This window comes from Streptomyces sp. NBC_00691 (assembly GCF_036226665.1).
Taxonomy (GTDB): domain Bacteria; phylum Actinomycetota; class Actinomycetes; order Streptomycetales; family Streptomycetaceae; genus Streptomyces.
Window position 1 is genome coordinate 8,038,599 of record NZ_CP109007.1, and the last position, 18,983, is coordinate 8,057,581.

Consider the following 18,983-nt stretch of genomic DNA (forward strand, 5'->3'; position numbering starts at 1 on the left):
AGGCCATCAGGGAGACGGAGGCCGTCGCCAGAAGGGTGGGGCCCTTGGGCTGGCGGACTGCTCCTGGACGACGGGCAGCACGGCGACGACGGTCAGTCCCAGCCCGGCGGCCACGCTCTGCTTCTCCTCGGGATCGGAGGAGGCGAGCGAGGCGTAGCCGGCGGTGGCCACCCGGCCGTTGTAGTCGTCGCCGACGAGGGTGCCGCTCACGCCGGGGTACCCGCGCGAGCCGGGCTCCTTGGCGCGGACCGGGTGCTGTTCGGTGCGTTCGGCGGCCTGGTCGGACAGCCGCTTCATCTGCCGGTGGAGGAAGGAGAGCTCCTGGCGCTCCTGGTCGGAGTTGAGCGCCTCCACGTGCTCGAACCCGGCCGTGCCGAGGATCTCACCGTCACGCGCCACGACCGCCATGGTCCGGAAGGGGCCGAGGTTGATGGCGGGCACGGACAGGCTGCTGGACGCGATCAGCAGCTGCTGAGGCCGGTCTCGCCAGTCGAGCACGGCCATGGTCATCAGACGTACGTCGCCGGTCCCGAGCCGCACCATGCGGGGCGTCAGCGCCTCGGCGCCGGTGAGCACGTCCTTGTCCAGCCAGCCGAGAGGAATCGTCTCTCCCCGGGTGGCGAGCACGTCCGCGCTCTCCAGGTCCACCACCGTGGTGCCGGTCCACTTCTGGTACGTCCGGCCGAGGTCGGACAGGATGCGCTCGGGTGCCACCGGCCTGCCCGCGCTCAGCGCCGCGGCGGTGCGCTGGAGGTCGGCGACCCGTTCGTCGACCGAGGCGCGCAGCGCGATGGCCCCGTCCTCCGCGAAGTACCGCTGCGAGGACAGCACCGCCTGCGGCGCGGCCGACTCCTCGCCCGGTTCGAGCACCCTGACGGTCAGACCGGCGAGCGCGAGGACCAGGACGCACAGGAGCGCGATGGGCGGCCGGATCCCGCCGAGGAGCGGCATGTCCGCGCGCCGGCGGCTCCGCCGCCGGCCTCCGCGCACGGAATACGCGGCTCTGCTCGATGTCACTGGTGCTCTTTCCTGAAGTCCTGCGGCCGTGGCTCCCGGAGGGGCCGGCGACGGAGCTGGCGCGGGGACGCCGAGGGCGTCGCCGGCGCCGGGACGGTTCGGGGAGACCGCGGGGCGGGTTCGCCCGGCGGCGGTACGTGGTCGGGTGCCGGTGCTCAGTCCGCCAGGGAGAGCTCGGCCAGACCGTCGCCCCCGGAGCTCCCCGGTTGAACAGGAAGCCCCGTGTGCGGTCGGCGGCGAGCCGGTAGCGGGCGAGCCGGTCGGCGGACAGCTCACCGGGATCGGCGAGCATGTGCTCGACGTCGACCAGCCGATGGCGCCCTCCTCGGTCAGCCCGGTGGGGGAGGAGTGCCGGGCCACCAGGTTGCCCAGGCTGTACGCCACCCAGGTGCCGTTCAGCTTCTGTATCGGCTGCACCACATGCGCGTGATGACCGATCACGAGGTCGATCCCGGTCTCTTTGGTGATCCGCTCGGCGAGCTGCAGCTGGGGGGCGCTCGGCTCGTTGTAGTCCTCCAGGCCCCAGTGGAGCGAGAGGATCACCACTTCGGCGCCCTGCTGCCGAGCCCGGGCCTCGGCCTTCTTGATCTCGGCCGTGCCGATCCGGTTGAAGGCCCAGCGCTCCTTCTGGGGCGTGGGATTGAGGAAGGACTCCCACGAGTATGCGAGGTGGGCCACCTTGACGCCCTTCACGTCGCGGATGTTGGTCTTCTCCGCCTCCGCGGGCGTACGGGCCGAGCCGGCGTGGCCGAGCCCGACCTCGTCCATGGCGTCCAGGGTGCGGCGGACGGCCTCGAGACCGTGGTCGTAGGTGTGGTTCGAGGCGGTGGAGCAGGTGTCGTACCCGACGTCCTTCAATGTCGTGAGGATCTGCGGCGGCACCCGGAACTCCGGGTACCCCTCGAACGGGCCGCGCGGTGTGCCGACGGGGGTCTCCATGTGGCAGATGGCCAGATCGGCCTTGCTGATCACGGGACGCACACCTGCCATCAGCGGGCCGAAGTCCAGCCCGGCGCTCCCCTTGCCCGTCTTCTTCGCGTCCTTGGCGGCCTGCTGGACGAGTTCGGGGGCGCCGGTACGGAAAGTGCCCTGGCGCACCACAGGAGTTCGCCGCAGGGCCCATGGAACCGCCGACCGGAAGCAGGCTCACGACAAGAGCCACGAACGGGCTCGCGCCCGCGGTCGCGTAGGGGAATCAGTCGAGGCAGAACTCGTTGCCCTCGACGTCCTGCATCGTGATGCACGACTCGTTGACGCCGTCGGCGCGTTGCGTCAGCACGTGTCGCGCGCCGAGCGCCGTCAGCCGTGCGCATTCGGCCTCGAGCGCGGCCAGCCGCTCGTCACCCACGAGCCCGGCGCCGGCCCGCACACAGAGATGCACCCGGTTCTTGACGACCTTGCCTTCGGGAACTCGCTGGAAGAGCAGGCGCGGGGCCACTCCCGAGGGGTCCGTGCACGCGAAGTAGATCTCGTCCCCGGGCGGCAGCGAGCGGTGGTACTCCTCCCACGTGGCGAAGCCCTCCGGGACCGCCGGTGTGACGTACCCCAGCACCTCGCACCAGAAGTCGGCGAGGCGCGCGGGTTCCGCGCAGTCGAAGGTCACTTGGAACTGCTTGATCGTTGACATCGGCGCACGGTAGCAGGGGCTCTGCCGGTCACCGGGGGAACCGACGGGCCGCACCTCGGCTCACGGCCATTGTCAGACCCTCGCGAGAGGATCTCCTCATGACGACGATTCCCGCCGAAGAGGCGCTGTCCGGCGTGTCCGGCCAGCCCGCCATGTCCGACCGCGCCGCGTACGAGGCCGCTCTCCAGCGGCTTCGTGAGGCCTCGCAGTGCTACTACGGGGACGGCGACAGCGCGATGGACGACACCTCGTACGACCGGCTTCGGCTCGCCGTCCTGGCCTGGGAGGAGGCGCACCCGGCGGAGGTCTCCCCGGACAGCCCCACCGGCCTGGTGGCCGACGGTGCCGCCCCGGCCGGGGACGTCGCCCACACCACCCGACTGCTGAGCCTGGACAACGTCTTCGACGCCGAGGGCCTCGTGGCGTGGGGCGCCTCCGTGGAGCGCCGTCTCGGCCGCGCGCCGGCCGGTGGATTCACCGTCGAGCCGAAGATCGACGGAGCGGCCGTGGCCGCCCGCTACCGCGACGGCCGCCTCGTGCAGGTCATCACCCGCGGCGACGGCAGGCACGGTGAGGACGTCAGCCATGTGATCGGCCAGATCGACGGATTGCCCGAGCAGCTCGCCGAGCCGGTCACCGTCGAGGTCCGCGGCGAGGTCGCGTTCACCCAGGAGCAGTTCGAGACGGCGAACGAGGTCCGCACCGCCCATGGCGCCCAGGTCTTCGTGAACCCCCGCAACGGCACGGCGGGCACGCTGAGGGCGAAGGGCCGTCCGTACCGGCTCCGCATGACGTTCTGGGCGTACGGAGTGGTGGAGCTGGACGGCGTACCGTTCCTGCCGGCGGGAGCGACGCACGCCGAGGCGCTGGCAGCGGTGGCCGACGCCGGGGTGCGGACGACCGCGGCCTCCCCGGCGGGCCTGCTCGTCGTCTCCGACCTGGCCGCCGCCCAGGCGCAGGCCGATGCCGTCGCCGCGATGCGTACGGACCTTCCCGTAGGAATCGACGGCCTGGTCATCAAACTCAACGACACGGCCGAGCAGGAGGCGGCCGGGCTCGGTTCCCGGTTCCCGCACTGGGCCATCGCGGTCAAGCTGCCCGCGATCGAGCGCCAGACGGTGCTCGAGGACGTCGTCTGGGAGGTCGGCCGCACCGGCGTCCTGGCCCCCACCGCGATTCTCACGGCAGTCGAGATCGACGGATCGACGGTCACCCGTGCCACCCTGCACAACCCCGCGGACATCCGCCGCCGCGATCTCCACATCGGGGACACGGTGACGGTGTACAAGGCGGGCGACATCATCCCGCGCGTCCAGGCGGCGGTCGTCCCGCTCCGCCCGGCCGGAGCGACGCCGGTGCCCCTGCCCGACGCGTGCCCCCGCTGCGGTGGCGAGATCAACACGGCCCAGGAGCGGTGGCGCTGCGCGAAGGGCACGGCGTGCGCCCTCCCGGCCCTGATCGAGTACGCCGCCGGGCGCGAGATGCTCGACATCGACGGCCTCGGCAGGACGTACGTGGCGGCCCTGGTCGAGTCGGGCGACGTCCGCGACGTCGCGGACCTCTTCACGCTGACCGTCGAGCAGCTGACGACCGCGTCCGGCAGCGCGAAGCGGGGCGTCAAGCTCGCCGAGCAGATCACGGCCGCGAAGGACCGCCCCCTCAACCGCGTCTTCTGCGCCCTGGGAGTGCTCGGTACCGGGCGCAGCATGTCCCGCCGGATCGCCCGGCACTTCCGCACCATGGACGCGATCCGGCAGGCCGACGCGACCGAGATGCAGGACGTGGAGGGGATCGGCCCGGAGAAGGCTCCCGTCATCGTCGAGCAGGTCGCGGCGCTGGCCTCGGTGATCGACAAGCTGACGGCGGCCGGCGTCAACATGAGCGAGCCCGAGGACCCGTCGGCGGCCCAGGGCGGCGGTCCGCTGGAAGGCAAGGTCGTCGTGGTCACCGGCAAGATGTCGGGCCCGCTGGACGGCTTCGGCCGCTCTGAGATGAACGCCCTGATCGAGAAGGCCGGAGGCCGCGCGGGAAGCAGCGTCAGCGCGAAGACGTCCATCCTCGTGGCGGCCCCGTCCGCGAACGGCAAGCCGAGCTCGAAGGCGGTCAAGGCCGCCGAACTCGGCATGGAGGTCCTCACCCCGGAGGCGTTCGCGGAGCGGGTCGCCGACTACCTGACCTGAGGGGCCGCATCCCTGATGGCCCGATGGGCTGATGGACCGATGAGCTGATGGGGGCGGGGCGCGGCGATGCGCCGCGCCCCCGCCCCGCCGGGAGGCGACGATGACATCTCGTGCCGAAGCCGCGGAGTCCCCGAACCACCCGGGCGCGGCACCTCGCGCTCCGCCGTCGCGCTTGGGCCCGTTCCACCGCCGTCGCCCCGACCGGATGCCCGACGACCGATGAGTTCGCACCCCGCACCCGGTCTACCCTGCACCACCCACGCACCCAAGGAGCGGCAGATGACCGAAACGACCTTCGACCTCGGGCCGCAGGCTCGCGTCGTGGCCCGCCTCGCGGCGGCCGTCCCCGACGCGAGCCTCGCCGACCCGACGCCGTGCCCCGACTACGCGGTCCGGAACCTCCTGGGCCATCTCACGGGACTCGCCGTGGCCTTCCGCGACGCGGCGCACAAGGACCTGGGGCCCACGACGAACACGTCCCCCGACACGGCCGTGCCCTCCCTTCCGGCCGACTGGCGCGAGGCGCTCCCGCGCGTGCTGGACGAACTGGCCGAGGCCTGGCGGGATCCGTCCGCCTGGACGGGCATGACCCGTGCGGGCGGTGTGGACCTGCCCGGCGAGATCGCCGCGGCGGTCGCCGTCGACGAACTGGTGATCCACGGTTGGGACCTGGCCCGGGCCACCGGCCAGGAGTACAGCCCCGACGAGACGGCCCTGGGAGCCTCGCACGCGTTCCTGCTGGCGGCCGCCGCGGACGAGAGCCGCGGCGGAGGCATCTTCGGAGCCGTGGTGCCCCTCCCGGACGACTCGCCGCTGCTGGACCGGGCGGTGGGCCTGAGCGGCCGGGACCCGAGCTGGAAGCCACCGGCGGGCCGGTGACCCGCGCGGCCCGTTGGCCGGCGCGCCCGGTGAACACGGCGAAGGCGGTCCAGAGGCTCGTGGAGAAGACCGGGGCGGCGACCACGCGGCGGTGCCGACGAGATCGGCGAACAGGGACCAGCAAGCCGCCCGAGCAGACGGTCGACGCTCGTGACGGTGAGCGCGCCGACCAGTCCACCGCCGCCGAGTGCGGCGGAACAGCGGGCCGTACGCGCGGACCGCCCGCGCGCACCCGCCCTGGCCCGACCGGCGTGACGCCGGATGTCCCCCCGTACGAGGGCTGTTCATCCCTGCCCCGAGGCCCCACCATGCTCCTGACTACTCGTGCGTAACACGTCGTAGGGGGAAGTGTGTTGAAGTCCGGTTCCCGGATCGCCGCCAGGATCGCCGTCCCGGTGCTCGTCACCGTCGTGTCCTTGCTCGTGCCGACCGCCACGGTCCGGGCCGAGCCGCCCGCCCGCGGCACGGTCGCCCGCACACCGGTCGTGTTCGTGCACGGCTACAACGCCGACCCCGGCGTATGGGGCGGCCTGCGCGAGGACTTGAGGGCCGACGGATACACGGACGCCGAACTCTTCTCCTTCGGCTACGACACGCACCGCTCCGTGAACGAGGTCCTGTCCGGCCAACTCGCCGCGTACATCGAGGAGGTGAAGAGGCGGACGGGCGCCGCCCGCGTCGACCTCGTCGCCCACTCCTTCGGTAGCCTCGTCACCCGGTGGTACACCAAGTACGACCCCGCCGGCCAGGCCTCGGTCGCCCACTGGGCCTCCCTCGCCGGCCCCAACCACGGCACGAGCACCGCGTGGGCCTGCGCGCTGTGGGACCAGGCGTGCCGCGACATGACGCCGGGCTCGTACGTACAGAAGGGCCTCGCGTCGGGCGACGAGACGCCCGGGACCGTGCGCTACGCCACCTGGTGGTCCGACTGCGACGAGGTCATCAACCCCGACAACAGCGTCCCGCTGACCGGCGCCACGAACAACGCCGCGGGCTGCCTGGCCCACAACGACCTCCTCGGGGACGACACCGTCTCCCGGGGTGTCCGCGCGTTCCTCCGGACGACAACGACGTGAAGCGGGCCGGTGCTTGACCCTCACGTGGCGTCAGGCCGCATAGTCGGTGCCGTGGAAGATCATTGGACCGTGGGACGCGTGGCCGAGCTGTCCGGCGTGAGCGTCCGCACGCTGCATCACTATGACGAGATCGGGATCGCCCGGCCCTCGACACGGACGGCGGCCGGGTACCGGGCCTATTCGGCGGACGACGTGGAGCGCCACGTGACCGCGGTGGAGCCCTCGGCGGTCATGCGCGGACAGCGGCCCGCCGGCTCCGCGCCCTGTCTGGCCGCCGCAGCGGAGGGCCTGCCGTTCGAGGACCGGTCCTTCGACGTGGCGATGGCCGTCTCCACGGTCCACCACTGGGGGGACCCGATGGCGGGACTGCGCGAGATGCGGCGCGTGGCGCGTCGCGTGGTGGTGCTCACCTTCGACACGGACGAGCCCGGTTGGCAGGACCGGTTCTGGCTCACCCGTGACTACCTACCGGAGTTCGCCGCCGTCCTCGACGACTTTCCGTCGCTCGGCGACATGGCGGCCGCGATCGGCGCCCGGGCCGAGCCGGTGCCCGTCCCGTGGGACTGCGCCGACGGCCTGTTCGAGGCGTACTGGCGCCGACCGGACGCCTACCTGCAGACACACGTGCGCCGTGCGATGTCGGTGTGGACGAGGGTGGGGCCGGAGGCCGAGCAGCGGGCGGTACGACACCTCCGCGATGACCTCGACTCGGGCAGGTGGGCCGAGCGGAACGGCGACCTCACCGGCCTCGACGCAGCGGACCTGGGTCTCCGCCTGCTCATGGCCTGAGCGGAGACCAGCCGGGGAACCGGGCGGAGACCAGCCGTGGCCTGAGGGCAGACATGCGGCCGCCCGCACCTCACGTCTTCCGGTGCGGGCGGTACATGCGACGGAGAGCCTAGGCCTCGAGGATCCTGCGCTTCTGTTCCTCGAACTCGGCGTCGGTGAGTACGCCCTGGTCCTTGAGCTCGCCGAGCTGCTTCAGCTGATCGATCTTGCTCGTCATGTCGGAGCCCGCCGGCGCGGGCGCGGCGGCAGGCGGCGGCGGCGGAGGCGGCGCCGCGTACTGCGGTTCCTGCTGCGCGGCCCACCGCCCCTGCTGGCGGCGGCTGACCCGATTGGACACGGCGGTTGCGGTTCCGGCGACGACGGCCGTACGCGCGACCCCGCGGAGGAGGCCTGGCATGGAAGTTCCCTTCTTTCCTCGACTGACGTCGGCCGACGGTCAGCCGGCGTCGTCCGTGCTGTCGAGCGCGGCCATGAGGGCGGGCACCGGGATCCGTCCGGAGGCGACCACCTGGGCGCCGCCACGGCTCAGCGCCGCCGCGAAGGGCGCGGCCCACCGGTTCTCGTAGACGAGGATGCCGGCGGAACTGCCCGGCTGCAGAGCGCTCGCCGCCTCTTCGAGGTCGTCCTGACCGATGAGTCCGGAGGACACCCCCTCGAAGACGGCCAGATCGAGCTCACCGTCACCGGTGAGGTCGGCGATCTCCAGTCCGCTCACGGAGCCGTCCTCCTCCTTCCTCACGAACGTCAGGTCGAGGATGCGGATCAGGCCACGGTCCACGAGATCGACCAGGAGGGGCAGACCCTCGCCGGTCATTCGGTTGCCCGGAAACTCCACGATCAGGTAGTCGATCGGTCCCAGCTCTTCGGCTTCGTCGTTCACGGCGTAACCCCTGGTGTCGTGGCTCTCTCAGTGGCTCCATTGCATCACCGGGCGGGGCCGCGCGCATGTCGGTACGACGGCACCCCGGCTCACCGGGACCGGCGCGGGACGACCGCCTCCTTCTTCGCTCCTGTCGAGGCGGCGAGGGCGAACCGCGCCCCGGACCACGGGACGCGGAGTTCCGCGGAAAACCGTTGGCGGGCACACGGCGACCGTTGCTAGCCTCGCGGAGGCCGTGCGAGAGAACGAGGAGGTGGTACCCGTGAACGCAGTATCGACATGGGTGCTCCCCTCCGTGGTCACGGCCGGGCGATAGGTCGTCCGGGAGCGCCGTTCAGCAGCTCTCCCGAAAGGCACGACCGTGCACTTCACCTCCGAACAGCACCTCGACGACGGCGTCCTCGAGCGCGCGTTCACCCTCGGCGATATCCCCGGCACCCTGTGGACGTCTGGTTCCGCACCGGCTCCGCTCGTCCTGATGTCGCACAACAACGGCCTGCCCATGGCCGACCCCCGGCTGGTGGCCCGAGCCCGTCACACCGCGTCGCGCGGCTACGCGGTGGCGACCATCGACGCCGCCGGGTGCGGCGACCGGCCCCGCTCCGCCGCCGACGAGGAGCTCCGGGCCGAACTCCGGCGGGCGATGCGGGCCGGTGAGCCGGTCGACGAGATCTTCGAGTCCCTCATCGGCCCGCTGGTCGCGAACGCGGTCCCGGATTGGCGGACCACCCTGGACGCCGTCCTCGAGCTGCCCGAGGTCGGTGACCGCGTCGGGTACTCAGGAGGGTGGACCGCCCTCGGCATCCGGCTGGCGGTGACCGAGCCCCGCATCGCGGCCGCGGGCTTCTTCGCCGGGGGATTCGTGCCCCGCGCCCAGCGCGAGGAGGCCCGGCAGGTCACCATTCCCCTGCTGTTCCTGCTGCAGTGGGACGACGAGGGAAACCCCCGGCAACGGGCCCTGGACCTGTTCGACGCGTTCGGCAGCGAGGAGAAGACGCTCCACGCCAATCTCGGCGGGCACACCGGCACCCCGTGGTTCGAGCTGGAGGACGGCTGCCGGTTCCTGGACCGCCACCTCAAGTGACGCCGGAGCACCCGGCCGGCGGCGGGCGGTAGCCGATGCCGTACGGCCCGCCGCCGTCGAGGATGGGCCCCGGCCCTCGTCGGCGGCGGTGGGCCGCGAGCGCCTCGCCACGGGCGGCCGGGCTCGGCGCCCGCGTCAGCGGCAGTCGTACGTGAACGACGCGGCCGCCGCGTGGGCGCTGGGGGAGATGACCACGAGCCGCGCCTCGGCACGGTGTGTCCCGGGCCCGTGGAAGGTCCACAGGAGACGGAGGCTCGCCTCCTTCTGCCCGCGGGCCAGCTTCTCCGTCAGGAGCCCGGACCGGGTTCCGTCACTCCGCTCCCAGCGGTACGTGACGGTGCCCGGGCGCCCGTCCGTGCGCACCACGCCCCTCACGTTCGCCGTGCCGTCGCAGCCGAGCGCGTTCCCCGGGGCGCTGACGTGGACGTCCCGCACCGCGACGCCGGGACCGAACTGCCGCCAGGCGAGGAAGAGCAGGACGGCGATCAGCACGACGGCGGCGAAGGCGTAGCGCCGGGGCCATCGGGAGCGGGCGGGACGCGGCGCCGGGACGCCGGGGAGCGTGCCGTGCCAGATCTCCACCATCGTGGGACTGTTCTCGGCCCGTCGGAGGGCCGCCGTGGTCACGCCGGGCCCGAACCGCAGCACGTCGCCTTCCACCCGGTCCGGTGTCGCGTCCGCCGTCGGACGCTCCAACCAGTGGCTGCCGAGCTCGGTGGCGCTGTAGTCGTCGTCGTTCATGAGATCGTGCACCGCCGGATGAAGATCTGCTGCAGGGAACCGCCGTTCGGGGCGGAGGGGTCCGTGGTCGCGCGCAGCCCCCAGTAGCATCCGGTGCCGCGGACGTCGTGGGCGAGCGTGAGGGTGTACCGGGTGGCCCCCTCGCGCTGGTAGGTGTCGGAACCGTCGGGCGCGCCCGGCGCTCCCTTCTCGTCCCCGGTGAACCACTCGACGAGGATCGTCACCGGCCCGGTGCCGTCCGTCGTGACCTCGACCGAGCCCGAGGCGGTGGTCGGCCCCGTCTGGCGCAGGCTCGTGACGGAGACCGAGGTCACGGCGACGGGTGGGGTGGGGGGAGTCGTGGTCGGGGTGGGCGGGGACGTGGTCGGGGTGGGCGTCGCCGAGCTCGACGTGGCGGTCGGGGGAGAGGTCACGGTCGGCGTCGTCGCGTCGTCGGTGGGAGGCACGTCGGAGGTGGCGCTCGGCCCGGTGCTGCCGGAGGGGGTCGGTGCCGAAGTCGTCGCGGTCGGGGAGAGTTCCGGGCCGGAGGGCGACACCGACGGCGACGGTGGTGCGGTGGTGACCCCGGGCGGGGACGTGTCCGGCCCGGTGCTCGTCGTCGCGAAGGCCTGGGCGGCTCTGTCGCCGTTCGCCTCCTCGCCCCCGGACCGTGCGGCGAGGGCGAGCAGCAGTGCCAGGACGAGCGCGGCCGCACCCGCCGGCACCCCGCGGGGGAGACGACGCCACCGGGGGCGCGGGGACGGGGTCGGCAACGTGGTGGTGGCGAGCGCGGTCGTGCCCTCCGACACACCTCCTCCGGAGGAGGGGAGGAGCAGCGGCAGGAGCGCGGCCAGCGCCGCCAGCCGTCCCCGGCCGCGCTCCTCCCAGTCCGGCCCGTAGGCGGCCGCGGCGACCGCTTCCAGCTCGGTCACGAACGCGGCCGCGTTCTCCGGCCGTTCGTGCGGGGACTTCGCGAGGCCCCGCCGGATGAGCGGGCGCAGCGGCTCAGGCGCCTGCCCTTCGGGTACGGGCGCGTCCAGGTGCTGGAGTGCGAGCTCGGCGAAGTTGTCGCCGGTGAAGGGCTTGCGTCCGGTCAGGCACTCGAAGAACGTCGCCGTCGCCGCGTAGACGTCGGCCGCCGGTGAGGCGGGAGCGCCGTTCCACTGCTCGGGCGCCATGTAGGCGGGCGTTCCGGCGACGCCCGGTGTGGCGCCCCGGCCGGCCGCGATCCCGAAGTCGACGAGCTTGGACGATCCGTCGGTGGCGACCAGAACGTTCTCGGGCTTGTAGTCGCGGTGCACGACGCCCGCGCGGTGAGCGGCGGCGAGGCCCAGGAGCGAGCCCTTGAGCACCACGAGAGCGGCTTCGGGGCCGGTCGACCCCTCCCGCGCGATGAGAGCACGCAGGGCGACGCCGTCGACGAGCTCCATGACGATGGCCGCGCCGCGCGGTGCCTCGACGTACTCGTAGAACCCGACGACGTACGGACTGTCCAGGGCCCCGAGCAGCCGGGCCTCGGACCGGAAACCCCGGACGAACGCCTCGTCCGAACGGAACCGCTCACTCAGGTACTTCACGGCGACCGGCATACCGGTCTCCTCGTGCGTGGCGAGCACCACGCGCCCGCTGCCACCGGCACCCAGTTCCCTGGCTTCGGCGTACCCCGGCACCATCCATGCGCCCATGTCCGTCCCCCTCGACGCCGTGGCCGGCTTTCCCCCTGACAGGGACAGATTCTGGCCACGGCCGGTTCCCCGGGGAAGGGGGCAACCGCGCGCACCTCCGAACGAGGCCCCCGGAAGGGGCCTGGGGGACCCCGGGGGCCCGAGGGAAGGACGCACTGCCCGCGGACGCACTGCCCGCGGACGAGCCGGGACCGCCCCGTGCGGCACCGCGTCGCCGGACTCGCGCACGCGCGGCGAGGCTGCCGGCGGCCCCGTGCAAGGGAACCCGGCTCACTCGGGCCGCGGACTCCCCGCCAGAACCGTTTCGCGGAAGGACGACACCACCGGCCGGAGATCGACCCGGTGCCACGCCGCCCACAGCCGCACCGAGCCGTCGTACCAGGGAAGTTCCCGTACGACGACGCCCTCGGTCGAGCCGCGCACCATGCTCCGCTGGACGAACGCGAGGCCGAGGCCCGAGGCGACCAGGCCCAGCGCCGTGAGGGCGTCGGCCGCGTCGAGGCGGATGTCCGGAGTGAAGCCGGACGCGGTGCACGAGGCGACGAACGCGTCGCGCCACCCGGGGGAGGGGGAGTCGCCCACGGCGATCCACGGCTGACCGTCCAGGTCATCGGGTGTCACGTCCTCCCGCCCCGCGAGGGGATGGTCCTCAGGCAGCGTGAGCAGCAGCGGGTCCCGCAGCAGGGCCGAGGCGTCCAGGTCCGGGTCGTCCTCCGGAGGGGGCGTGCGGACGAGGGCGATGTCCAGGCTCCGCTGCCGCAGCCCCTCGAACTGGTCGGCCGACTCCTGGTCGTACAGCGCCACGTGGATGCCCGGCCGCTCCTCGCGCAGGGTTCGCAGGGCCGTGGGCAGGACACCGGTGTGCATGGCGTCGGAGACGTAGCCGATGCACAGTCCGCCCTCCTCGCCCCGGCCGAGACGCCTGCCCAGGTTCTCCAGCCGGTCCGCGTGCCGCAGCAGAGCACGGGCCTCGGTGAGGAAGACATGTCCGTCGGAGGTCAGCCGGATGCGTTGCTGGCTGCGCTCGAAGAGGGCGAGGCCCAGGTTCTTCTCGAGCTGGGCGATCTGCCTGCTGAGGGGCGACTGGGAGATGTGGAGCCGTTCGGCGGCCCGCCCGACGTGCTCCGTCTCGGCGACGGTCACGAAATAGCGGAGTTGTCGCAGGTCAAGCATGTGGGACCTCAAAGGACTGAAGTGAGCCCGAGTGAGTCTTGGACAGTCTCATGTAGGGATCCTAACCTCGGAAGCACAAGGTCGACGGATCACCTGTTCATGGATGATCCCTCTCATTTCCCTCCCCGAAGGATCTTTCATGAGCATCGCCTCCCTCCTCCCCGGCCCTCTCGGTTTCGGCACCGCCCCACTCGGCAACATGTTCCGCGCCATCCCCGACGACGAGGCCGCGGCCACCGTCGAAGCCGCCTGGACCCAGGGCATCCGCTACTTCGACACCGCCCCCTTCTACGGCGCGGGCCTGTCCGAGATCCGGCTGGGCGACGTCCTCGCCCAGCACCCCCGCGAGGAGTTCGTCCTCAGCACCAAGGTCGGCCGTCTCGTCCTCGACGAGGTCGAGGACCCCGCCGCCCGCGACCTGGGAGAGAAGGGCGGCCTCTTCGCCCACGGGCGCCCCCACAAGATGATCAACGACTACGGTGCCGACGCCACGCTGCGTTCCATCGAGGACAGCCTGCGCCGACTCAGGACCGACCGACTCGACATCGTGTGGGTGCACGACGTCGCCCAGGACTTCTACGGGGACGAGTGGCTGTCCGCGTACGAGACCGCCCGCACCGGCGCCTTCCGCGTCCTCCAGCGGCTCCGCGACGAAGGCGTCATCAAGGCCTGGGGCCTGGGAGTCAACCGCGTCGAGCCCCTGGAGCTCACCCTCGACCTCGACGAGCCGAAGCCCGACGCCTTCCTCCTGGCCGGCCGCTACACGCTGCTCGACCACGACCGCGCCCTGCAGCGCCTGCTGCCCGCTGCCGCCGAGCAGGGAGTCGACATCGTCGTCGGCGGTCCCTACAGCTCGGGGATCCTCGCCGGGGGCACGCACTTCGAGTACCAGAAGGCACCCACGGCCATCGTCGACAAGGTGGAGCGGATCAAGTCCGTCGCCGACCGCCACGGCATCGGCATCAAGGCCGCCGCCCTGCAGTTCTCCCTCGCCCATCCGGCCACCGTCGCCGCGATCCCGGGCGCCACCAAGCCCAGCCGTATCGCGGAGGACGTCGCTGCGCTGCGGGAGACGATCCCCACCGCGTTCTGGAACGAACTCCTCGCCGAAGGCCTCATCGCCGGGGACGCCCCCGTGCCCGCACCCGCCGTCTGACCGTTCGTCCCCCACCGCACGACCGACCTGCCCGGCATCCCGGCCCCGCCGTGGCTGCCCTGCATCCCCGCCGGCAGCCTCGGGGAGGGAGGCCGGTCCCAGGGGACCTCCTGGCGGCCCACCGGCCACGGCGACTCCGGGCCACCGACCTTCACTCGACGAACGAAAGGTACCGACGAAGCGGGCCCCCTTGCCCCGCCGCCGTGAGGCGGCGGCCGCTCTACTGATCGAGTACGGCGGCCACGGCCTCGATCTCGACGAGCTGCTCGTGGTAGCCGAGGACGGTGACGCCCATCAAGGTGCTGGGGACGTCGTGGTCGCCGAACGTGTTCCGTACGACCTCCCAGGCGGTCACCAGATCCGCCTGGGAGGCCGATGCGACGAGGACCCGCGTACTGATGACGTCCTGCAGCGAGGCGCCGGCGGCGCCGAGGGCGACCCGCATGTTCTCCAGGGCTTTCGCCGCCTGGCCGGCGTAGTCCCCGACGGCGGCCGTCGAGCCGTCGTCGTTCAGGGGGCACGCCCCGGCAAGGAAGATCAGACGGGCCTCGGCGGGCGCCGTGGCGGCATAGGCGTACTCGGCGACGTCGGAGAGCGAAGCGGAGCGGATCAGCGTGATGGCACGGGGCACGGCCGGCGGTTCCTTTCCCAGCGGATGTCGAGCGCGGACATCCTGTCAAGGGCATGCCGCCGTCGCCTCTCCTTTTCTCTCGCTCCGACCGCGTGGCCCCGAGGGCGGCGTGCTCGGCCGCACGGTCCGTCAGTCCTCCTCCACGGGGCGGAGGGTGACCAGATCGTCGCCGTCGCAGTAGGTGAGGCGGACGCCGGGGCCCTTGCCCTCGCCCGCGAAGGCCTGGCAGTCCGATGTCCCCTCCCAGAGGACGTGATCCTCGCGGCCCGGCAGCGACAGGCGTCGGCCGTCCTGCCAGAATCCGGCCGTGACGAGGCGAGCGGCGGGGCCCAGCCCTCGGGGGCGGATCGGTCGGTCGGATCGGTTCAGACTGCGGTCAGGCCGCCCGGGTGCGCGGACGATCTGGTTCATGGTGCCGTCGGTGACCAGGTACTCGCCCGGTGCGAGCCGCTGGGAGTGTTCCAGCGTGCCGCCGTAGAACGGGACGACCAGGGCCCCGTCGGCCTCGGGCAGCACCATGCCGTAGCCCACCATCAGCGGGATCGTGCGGTCCCAGCGGCAGCCGGTACCCGGGTCGCGAGGGGCCTGGGGCTGATCCCACACGAACGTGCGCTGCCAGTCGAGCTTCTCGTGACCGTCGTACTTCTCGATCCGCCGGGCGATGACCGTGACGCGACAGCTTCCCCTGGCCGGGGCGGTGGCCATCGTGACGTGATCGCCCCTCTGGGTGATCCGGTCGATCCTGCCGCCGGGCAGCCGGAGGCCGGTCATCCAGAACGACCGGCCGTTCTCGGGGTCGAGGACGGCGACGCGGCCGGACGCGACCAGATAGGGCCGGCAGCGGTGCACGTCGGAGCGCCGTTCGACGGCGAAGGCGTCCGCCCGGCAGCCGTCCAGGACCTGTACCGACCCGCGCTCCGTGCGCGTCCAGCTGCGCCGGCCCGAAAAGGCGTCCCAGCCGGTCAGGCGACAGGATCCCGGGCCACAGTCGGCCACCAGCACCGTCGCGCGCCCTCCCTCGTACAGGAACACCTTGCTGTTCGGCATCAGATCCCGCCGCCAGGACAGACGACCGTGCTCCGGATCGAGTCCCGCGATCGCACTCGGCCCGGGGTGGCCTGCGCGCCCGCCGACCAGTACGACCCGGTGGCCCTCGACGAACGCGGAGTGGGCGGTGCCGGGCCGTGGTGAGGTCAAGGCGAACTCGTCGGGCAGCGACAGCCGCCAGCCCCGGCGCTCCGGATCCGCCAGCTGGACAAGCGCGCGGCCCTGGCCGAGCAGCCCCTCCTCGGCGGAGTTCACCACCCAGTCGCCGTCGGGCCCCGGCCGCACCGGCATCCGAACCCGCGCGACCTCCCCGGGGACCGACGAACCATCCCCGAACTGTGGCCCCGGCGGGGCGAAACACCCCGTGACCAGCAAGCCCAGCACCCCGCCCAGCACCCACCGCCACCCACGACGCCGCACAGCACCCCCCGGATCCACGCCCACGGTAGGGCTGCCACCGGCCCGGGCGCCGACCCCGTTCTCCTTTCGTGACGACCTCGTAGCCTCAAGGCGGCCCAGGCCCTCGGCGACTGCATCCTTCGGCCCAGTCCGTTCTCGGCCCTGGGGAGGACGTTCTCGCGGCGCCGCCGCGAGAACGTTGATCCGTGCGGACAACCATCGGATACACCCTCGAAAGCATCGGCTACGTCATAGGAGCCCAGGGCCTTGTCAGCTTCGCCTCGCAGACCCTCTTCGGCACGGAGTGGGGCTGGATCCACAAGGTCGTCGACCTCCCGTCCGCCGCCTACCTCGGCATCCTCCTCGGAGGACTGGCACTCGTCGTCGGCGGCGTCAGGACGCGGAAGGCCGCCGAGCACCAGTAGGCCGCCCGACCCGGCCGCCGGCTCCGCGCCGTCAGAGCCAGACCATCGCCAGTCGGCTGACGACGGCAGCGGTGCCGAGCAGTGTGACGTTGAGGGTGATCTGCCGGTCTCCGCCGGTCAGGTGGACGGGGACCGCACCGATCTGCAGAACCACGAAACCGAGGGCGGCGACCAGCGCCAGCCAGGGCGCGACACCGGTCAGCGGCGGCAGGATCAACCCCGCGGCACCGAGGATCTCGACGGTCCCGAGCGCCCTGACGGCGGGCAGGGGCACGCGGTCGACCCAGGCCATCATCGGGCGCAGCTGATCACGGCTGCGGGTCGCCTTGACCGCGCCCGCGTAGAAGTAGAAGAGGGCGAGCAGGCCGCCGACGATCCAGTAGGCGATGTTCATGTTTCCCGTCCACGGTCACGAATCGAAGATGAGGCGGCGCCCCGTGCTGCTGTTCGGCAGGGCACGGCCGAGCGGGGCGAGGCGTCCGTCGTGCTCCGAGTGCACCGCCGGGACCCGGCGCCTGTCCAAGATCTGTTCCGTGCCATCGATACCTCGTGGGTATCGTTGCAGGGTGGAGCTACGCACCCTGCGCTACTTCGTGGCCGTCGCCGAGGAACTGCACTTCGGCCGGGCCGCCGCTCGCCTGCACATGAGCCAGCCGCCCCTGAGCCGGGCCATCAAGCAGCTGGAGGGGGAGATCGGTGCGCTGCTGTTCGCCCGCTCTCCCGCCGGCGTGACACTCACCCCGGTGGGAGCGGTGCTGCTCGACGAGGCGCGTGCCCTGCTGGCCCAGGCCGACCGGGTCCGCGCGCGGGTCTCCGCGGCGGCCGGAGGAGCGGGCCTCACGGTCGGCATCCTGGGAGACAGCACCGACCCGGGAGCGAACAGACTGGCCGAGGCCTACCGCCGCGGCCACCCCGACATCGACATCCACGTGCGCGACACCGACCTCACCGATCCGACCTGCGGGCTGCGCGCGGGACTGGTCGACGTGGCCCTGACCCGGGCGCCGTTCGACGAGACAGCCCTGACGGTGCGTGAACTGCGCAGTGACCCGGTGGGAGTGGTCCTGCGCGCGGACGACCCGCTGGCCCGCCGCGGCCGGTTGAGGCTGGCCGACCTGGCCGACCGCCGCTGGTTCCAGTTCCCCCGGGGAACGGACCCGGTGTGGCAGGCGTACTGGAACGGCGGAGAGCCACGCGAGGGACCGGTGGTGCGCGTCGTCCAGGAATGCCTTCAGGCCGTGCTGTGGAACGGCACGGTCGGCCTCGCCCCGCTCGGGCACGACCTGCCCGCGGACCTGATCGCGGTGCCGCTCGTCGACATGGCGCCCAGCCGGGTGGTCGCGGTGTGGAACAAGGGCGACGCGAACCCGTTGATACGGTCCTTCGTCGAGACCGCGACAGCCGCGTACCGCCCCTGAACGCACGCCGAAACCGAAGGGTGCGAGCCCTGGCCCCGCGGTGACCGGCCTCAGGCCGGCTTGCGCCACACGGAGATGTGCTTCCCGGAGTCCTGGGTGAACGGCGTCCCGTCCCAGTCCGCGACCCGGCGTTCCGGTTCGAGCCCCGCGATCCGTGCCATCAGGTCCAGCTCGGCCGGCCAGGCGTACCGGTGACGGGAGTCGTCGCGGCGGTAGTGGCCGTCGTCGCCCTCGCGGGTGAGGTGGTGCGAGACGAGAACCTGCTCGACCAGGTCGAAGGTGTCGAAGCCGAGATGCCCCTCGGACACGTCGAACGGCACCGCGACCTGGCCGGGCGGCAGGAACCGCAGCGGCGGCACGCCCAGCTCGATGACGAACCGGCCGCCGGGCTCCAGATGACGCGCGGCGTTGCGGAAGCACTCGACCTGCTCGTCCTGCGTGAGCAGGTTCGAGATGGTGTTGTAGACGAGGTAGACCAGGCTGAACGCGCCGGGGACGACGGTGGTGGCCATGTCCCCGATGGTCACCGGGAGCGCGTCCTCGTCGATCTTCCGCCGCAGCACCGCCGCCATGTGCTCGGAGAGTTCGATGCCCACGACCGGCACGCCGCGTTCCCGGAGCGGGACGCCCACGCGGCCGGTGCCGATGGCGAACTCCAGCGCCCGGCCGTCCCCGGCCAGCTCCTCGAGGAAGTCGAGAGTCGGTCCGAGAACGGCGGCCGAGGACGTCTCGGTCTCCTCGGCGTCGTAGCGTTCGGCGTTCGCGCGGGTCCACAGTTCGCTGCTCGTCACGGAGGG

Annotated in this window: 19 protein-coding genes; 8 read left to right on the forward strand and 11 right to left on the reverse strand. The window is 72.4% G+C overall.

Annotation, left to right across the window (positions count from 1 at the left end; genetic code table 11):
• Positions 1 to 6: 6 nt before the first annotated feature.
• Both OG392_RS37630 and OG392_RS35910 read right to left on the reverse strand, forming a co-directional pair.
• Positions 7 to 2,115, reverse strand: coding sequence for a CapA family protein (locus OG392_RS37630; RefSeq protein WP_443055027.1), 2,109 nt, complete (start codon positions 2,113 to 2,115; stop codon positions 7 to 9).
• 97 nt (positions 2,116 to 2,212) lie between these two features.
• Positions 2,213 to 2,644, reverse strand: a complete 432-nt coding sequence (locus OG392_RS35910; protein WP_329286562.1) for a VOC family protein — start codon at positions 2,642 to 2,644, stop codon at positions 2,213 to 2,215.
• 98 nt (positions 2,645 to 2,742) lie between these two features.
• Here OG392_RS35910 and ligA point away from each other — a divergent pair, with 98 nt between their 5' ends.
• The 4 genes from ligA to OG392_RS35930 all read left to right on the forward strand — a co-directional run bounded on the left by ligA (position 2,743) and on the right by OG392_RS35930 (position 7,568).
• Entirely contained in the window at positions 2,743 to 4,824 is a 2,082-nt protein-coding gene (ligA, locus tag OG392_RS35915; RefSeq protein WP_329286564.1) for an NAD-dependent DNA ligase LigA, read from the forward strand.
• Between the two features lie 279 nt (positions 4,825 to 5,103).
• Positions 5,104 to 5,703, forward strand: a complete 600-nt coding sequence (locus tag OG392_RS35920) for a TIGR03086 family metal-binding protein (RefSeq protein WP_329286566.1) — start codon at positions 5,104 to 5,106, stop codon at positions 5,701 to 5,703.
• Positions 5,704 to 6,119: 416 nt separating this feature from the next.
• Entirely contained in the window at positions 6,120 to 6,779 is a 660-nt protein-coding gene (locus OG392_RS35925) for an esterase/lipase family protein (protein ID WP_443055122.1), read from the forward strand.
• 69 nt (positions 6,780 to 6,848) lie between these two features.
• Positions 6,849 to 7,568, forward strand: a complete 720-nt coding sequence (locus tag OG392_RS35930; RefSeq protein WP_329286568.1) for a MerR family transcriptional regulator — start codon at positions 6,849 to 6,851, stop codon at positions 7,566 to 7,568.
• Between the two features lie 109 nt (positions 7,569 to 7,677).
• On the opposite strand, the gene OG392_RS35935 is transcribed toward OG392_RS35930, so the two are convergent.
• On the reverse strand, positions 7,678 to 7,965 hold the full coding sequence (locus OG392_RS35935) for an SHOCT domain-containing protein (protein ID WP_329286569.1): 288 nt from the start codon (positions 7,963 to 7,965) through the stop codon (positions 7,678 to 7,680).
• 39 nt (positions 7,966 to 8,004) lie between these two features.
• Complete coding sequence (locus OG392_RS35940) at positions 8,005 to 8,448, reverse strand: DUF6325 family protein (RefSeq protein ID WP_329286571.1); 444 nt, start codon at positions 8,446 to 8,448, stop codon at positions 8,005 to 8,007.
• A 361-nt stretch (positions 8,449 to 8,809) separates the two neighbouring features.
• Between OG392_RS35940 and OG392_RS35945 the strand changes: the two genes are divergently transcribed.
• Entirely contained in the window at positions 8,810 to 9,532 is a 723-nt protein-coding gene (locus tag OG392_RS35945; protein WP_329286573.1) for an alpha/beta hydrolase, read from the forward strand.
• 135 nt (positions 9,533 to 9,667) lie between these two features.
• On the opposite strand, the gene OG392_RS35950 is transcribed toward OG392_RS35945, so the two are convergent.
• From OG392_RS35950 to OG392_RS35960, 3 genes are all read right to left on the reverse strand, one after another.
• Entirely contained in the window at positions 9,668 to 10,273 is a 606-nt protein-coding gene (locus tag OG392_RS35950; RefSeq protein ID WP_329286575.1) for a hypothetical protein, read from the reverse strand.
• Complete coding sequence (locus OG392_RS35955; RefSeq protein WP_329286577.1) at positions 10,270 to 11,937, reverse strand: serine/threonine-protein kinase; 1,668 nt, start codon at positions 11,935 to 11,937, stop codon at positions 10,270 to 10,272. Before OG392_RS35955 ends, OG392_RS35950 begins: the two co-directional genes overlap by 4 nt.
• A 270-nt stretch (positions 11,938 to 12,207) precedes the next feature.
• Complete coding sequence (locus tag OG392_RS35960; protein ID WP_329286578.1) at positions 12,208 to 13,110, reverse strand: LysR substrate-binding domain-containing protein; 903 nt, start codon at positions 13,108 to 13,110, stop codon at positions 12,208 to 12,210.
• A 139-nt stretch (positions 13,111 to 13,249) separates the two neighbouring features.
• Between OG392_RS35960 and OG392_RS35965 the strand changes: the two genes are divergently transcribed.
• Positions 13,250 to 14,266, forward strand: coding sequence for an aldo/keto reductase (locus tag OG392_RS35965; protein ID WP_329286579.1), 1,017 nt, complete (start codon positions 13,250 to 13,252; stop codon positions 14,264 to 14,266).
• 220 nt (positions 14,267 to 14,486) lie between these two features.
• On the opposite strand, the gene OG392_RS35970 is transcribed toward OG392_RS35965, so the two are convergent.
• Together OG392_RS35970 and OG392_RS35975 are read right to left on the reverse strand one after the other, a co-directional pair.
• Positions 14,487 to 14,897 carry a RidA family protein gene (locus OG392_RS35970; protein ID WP_329286580.1) on the reverse strand — a complete coding sequence of 137 codons (411 nt, stop codon included), beginning with the start codon at positions 14,895 to 14,897 and terminating at the stop codon, positions 14,487 to 14,489.
• Between the two features lie 129 nt (positions 14,898 to 15,026).
• Positions 15,027 to 16,235 carry an outer membrane protein assembly factor BamB family protein gene (locus OG392_RS35975; RefSeq protein WP_329286581.1) on the reverse strand — a complete coding sequence of 403 codons (1,209 nt, stop codon included), beginning with the start codon at positions 16,233 to 16,235 and terminating at the stop codon, positions 15,027 to 15,029.
• A gap of 314 nt (positions 16,236 to 16,549) precedes the next feature.
• Here OG392_RS35975 and OG392_RS35980 point away from each other — a divergent pair, with 314 nt between their 5' ends.
• On the forward strand, positions 16,550 to 16,768 hold the full coding sequence (locus OG392_RS35980; RefSeq protein WP_329286584.1) for a hypothetical protein: 219 nt from the start codon (positions 16,550 to 16,552) through the stop codon (positions 16,766 to 16,768).
• A 31-nt stretch (positions 16,769 to 16,799) separates the two neighbouring features.
• Here OG392_RS35980 and OG392_RS35985 read toward each other — a convergent pair whose 3' ends face one another.
• Positions 16,800 to 17,162: a DoxX family protein gene (locus OG392_RS35985; RefSeq protein WP_329286586.1), complete on the reverse strand. Its 363-nt coding sequence runs from the start codon at positions 17,160 to 17,162 to the stop codon at positions 16,800 to 16,802.
• 172 nt (positions 17,163 to 17,334) lie between these two features.
• Between OG392_RS35985 and OG392_RS35990 the strand changes: the two genes are divergently transcribed.
• A complete protein-coding gene (locus OG392_RS35990; RefSeq protein ID WP_329286588.1) occupies positions 17,335 to 18,186 on the forward strand; it encodes a LysR family transcriptional regulator in 852 nt (283 codons plus the stop codon).
• Between the two features lie 50 nt (positions 18,187 to 18,236).
• Here the strand turns inward: OG392_RS35990 and OG392_RS35995 are convergent, their stop codons facing one another.
• A complete protein-coding gene (locus OG392_RS35995) occupies positions 18,237 to 18,977 on the reverse strand; it encodes a class I SAM-dependent DNA methyltransferase (protein WP_329286589.1) in 741 nt (246 codons plus the stop codon).
• Positions 18,978 to 18,983: the final 6 nt, after the last annotated feature.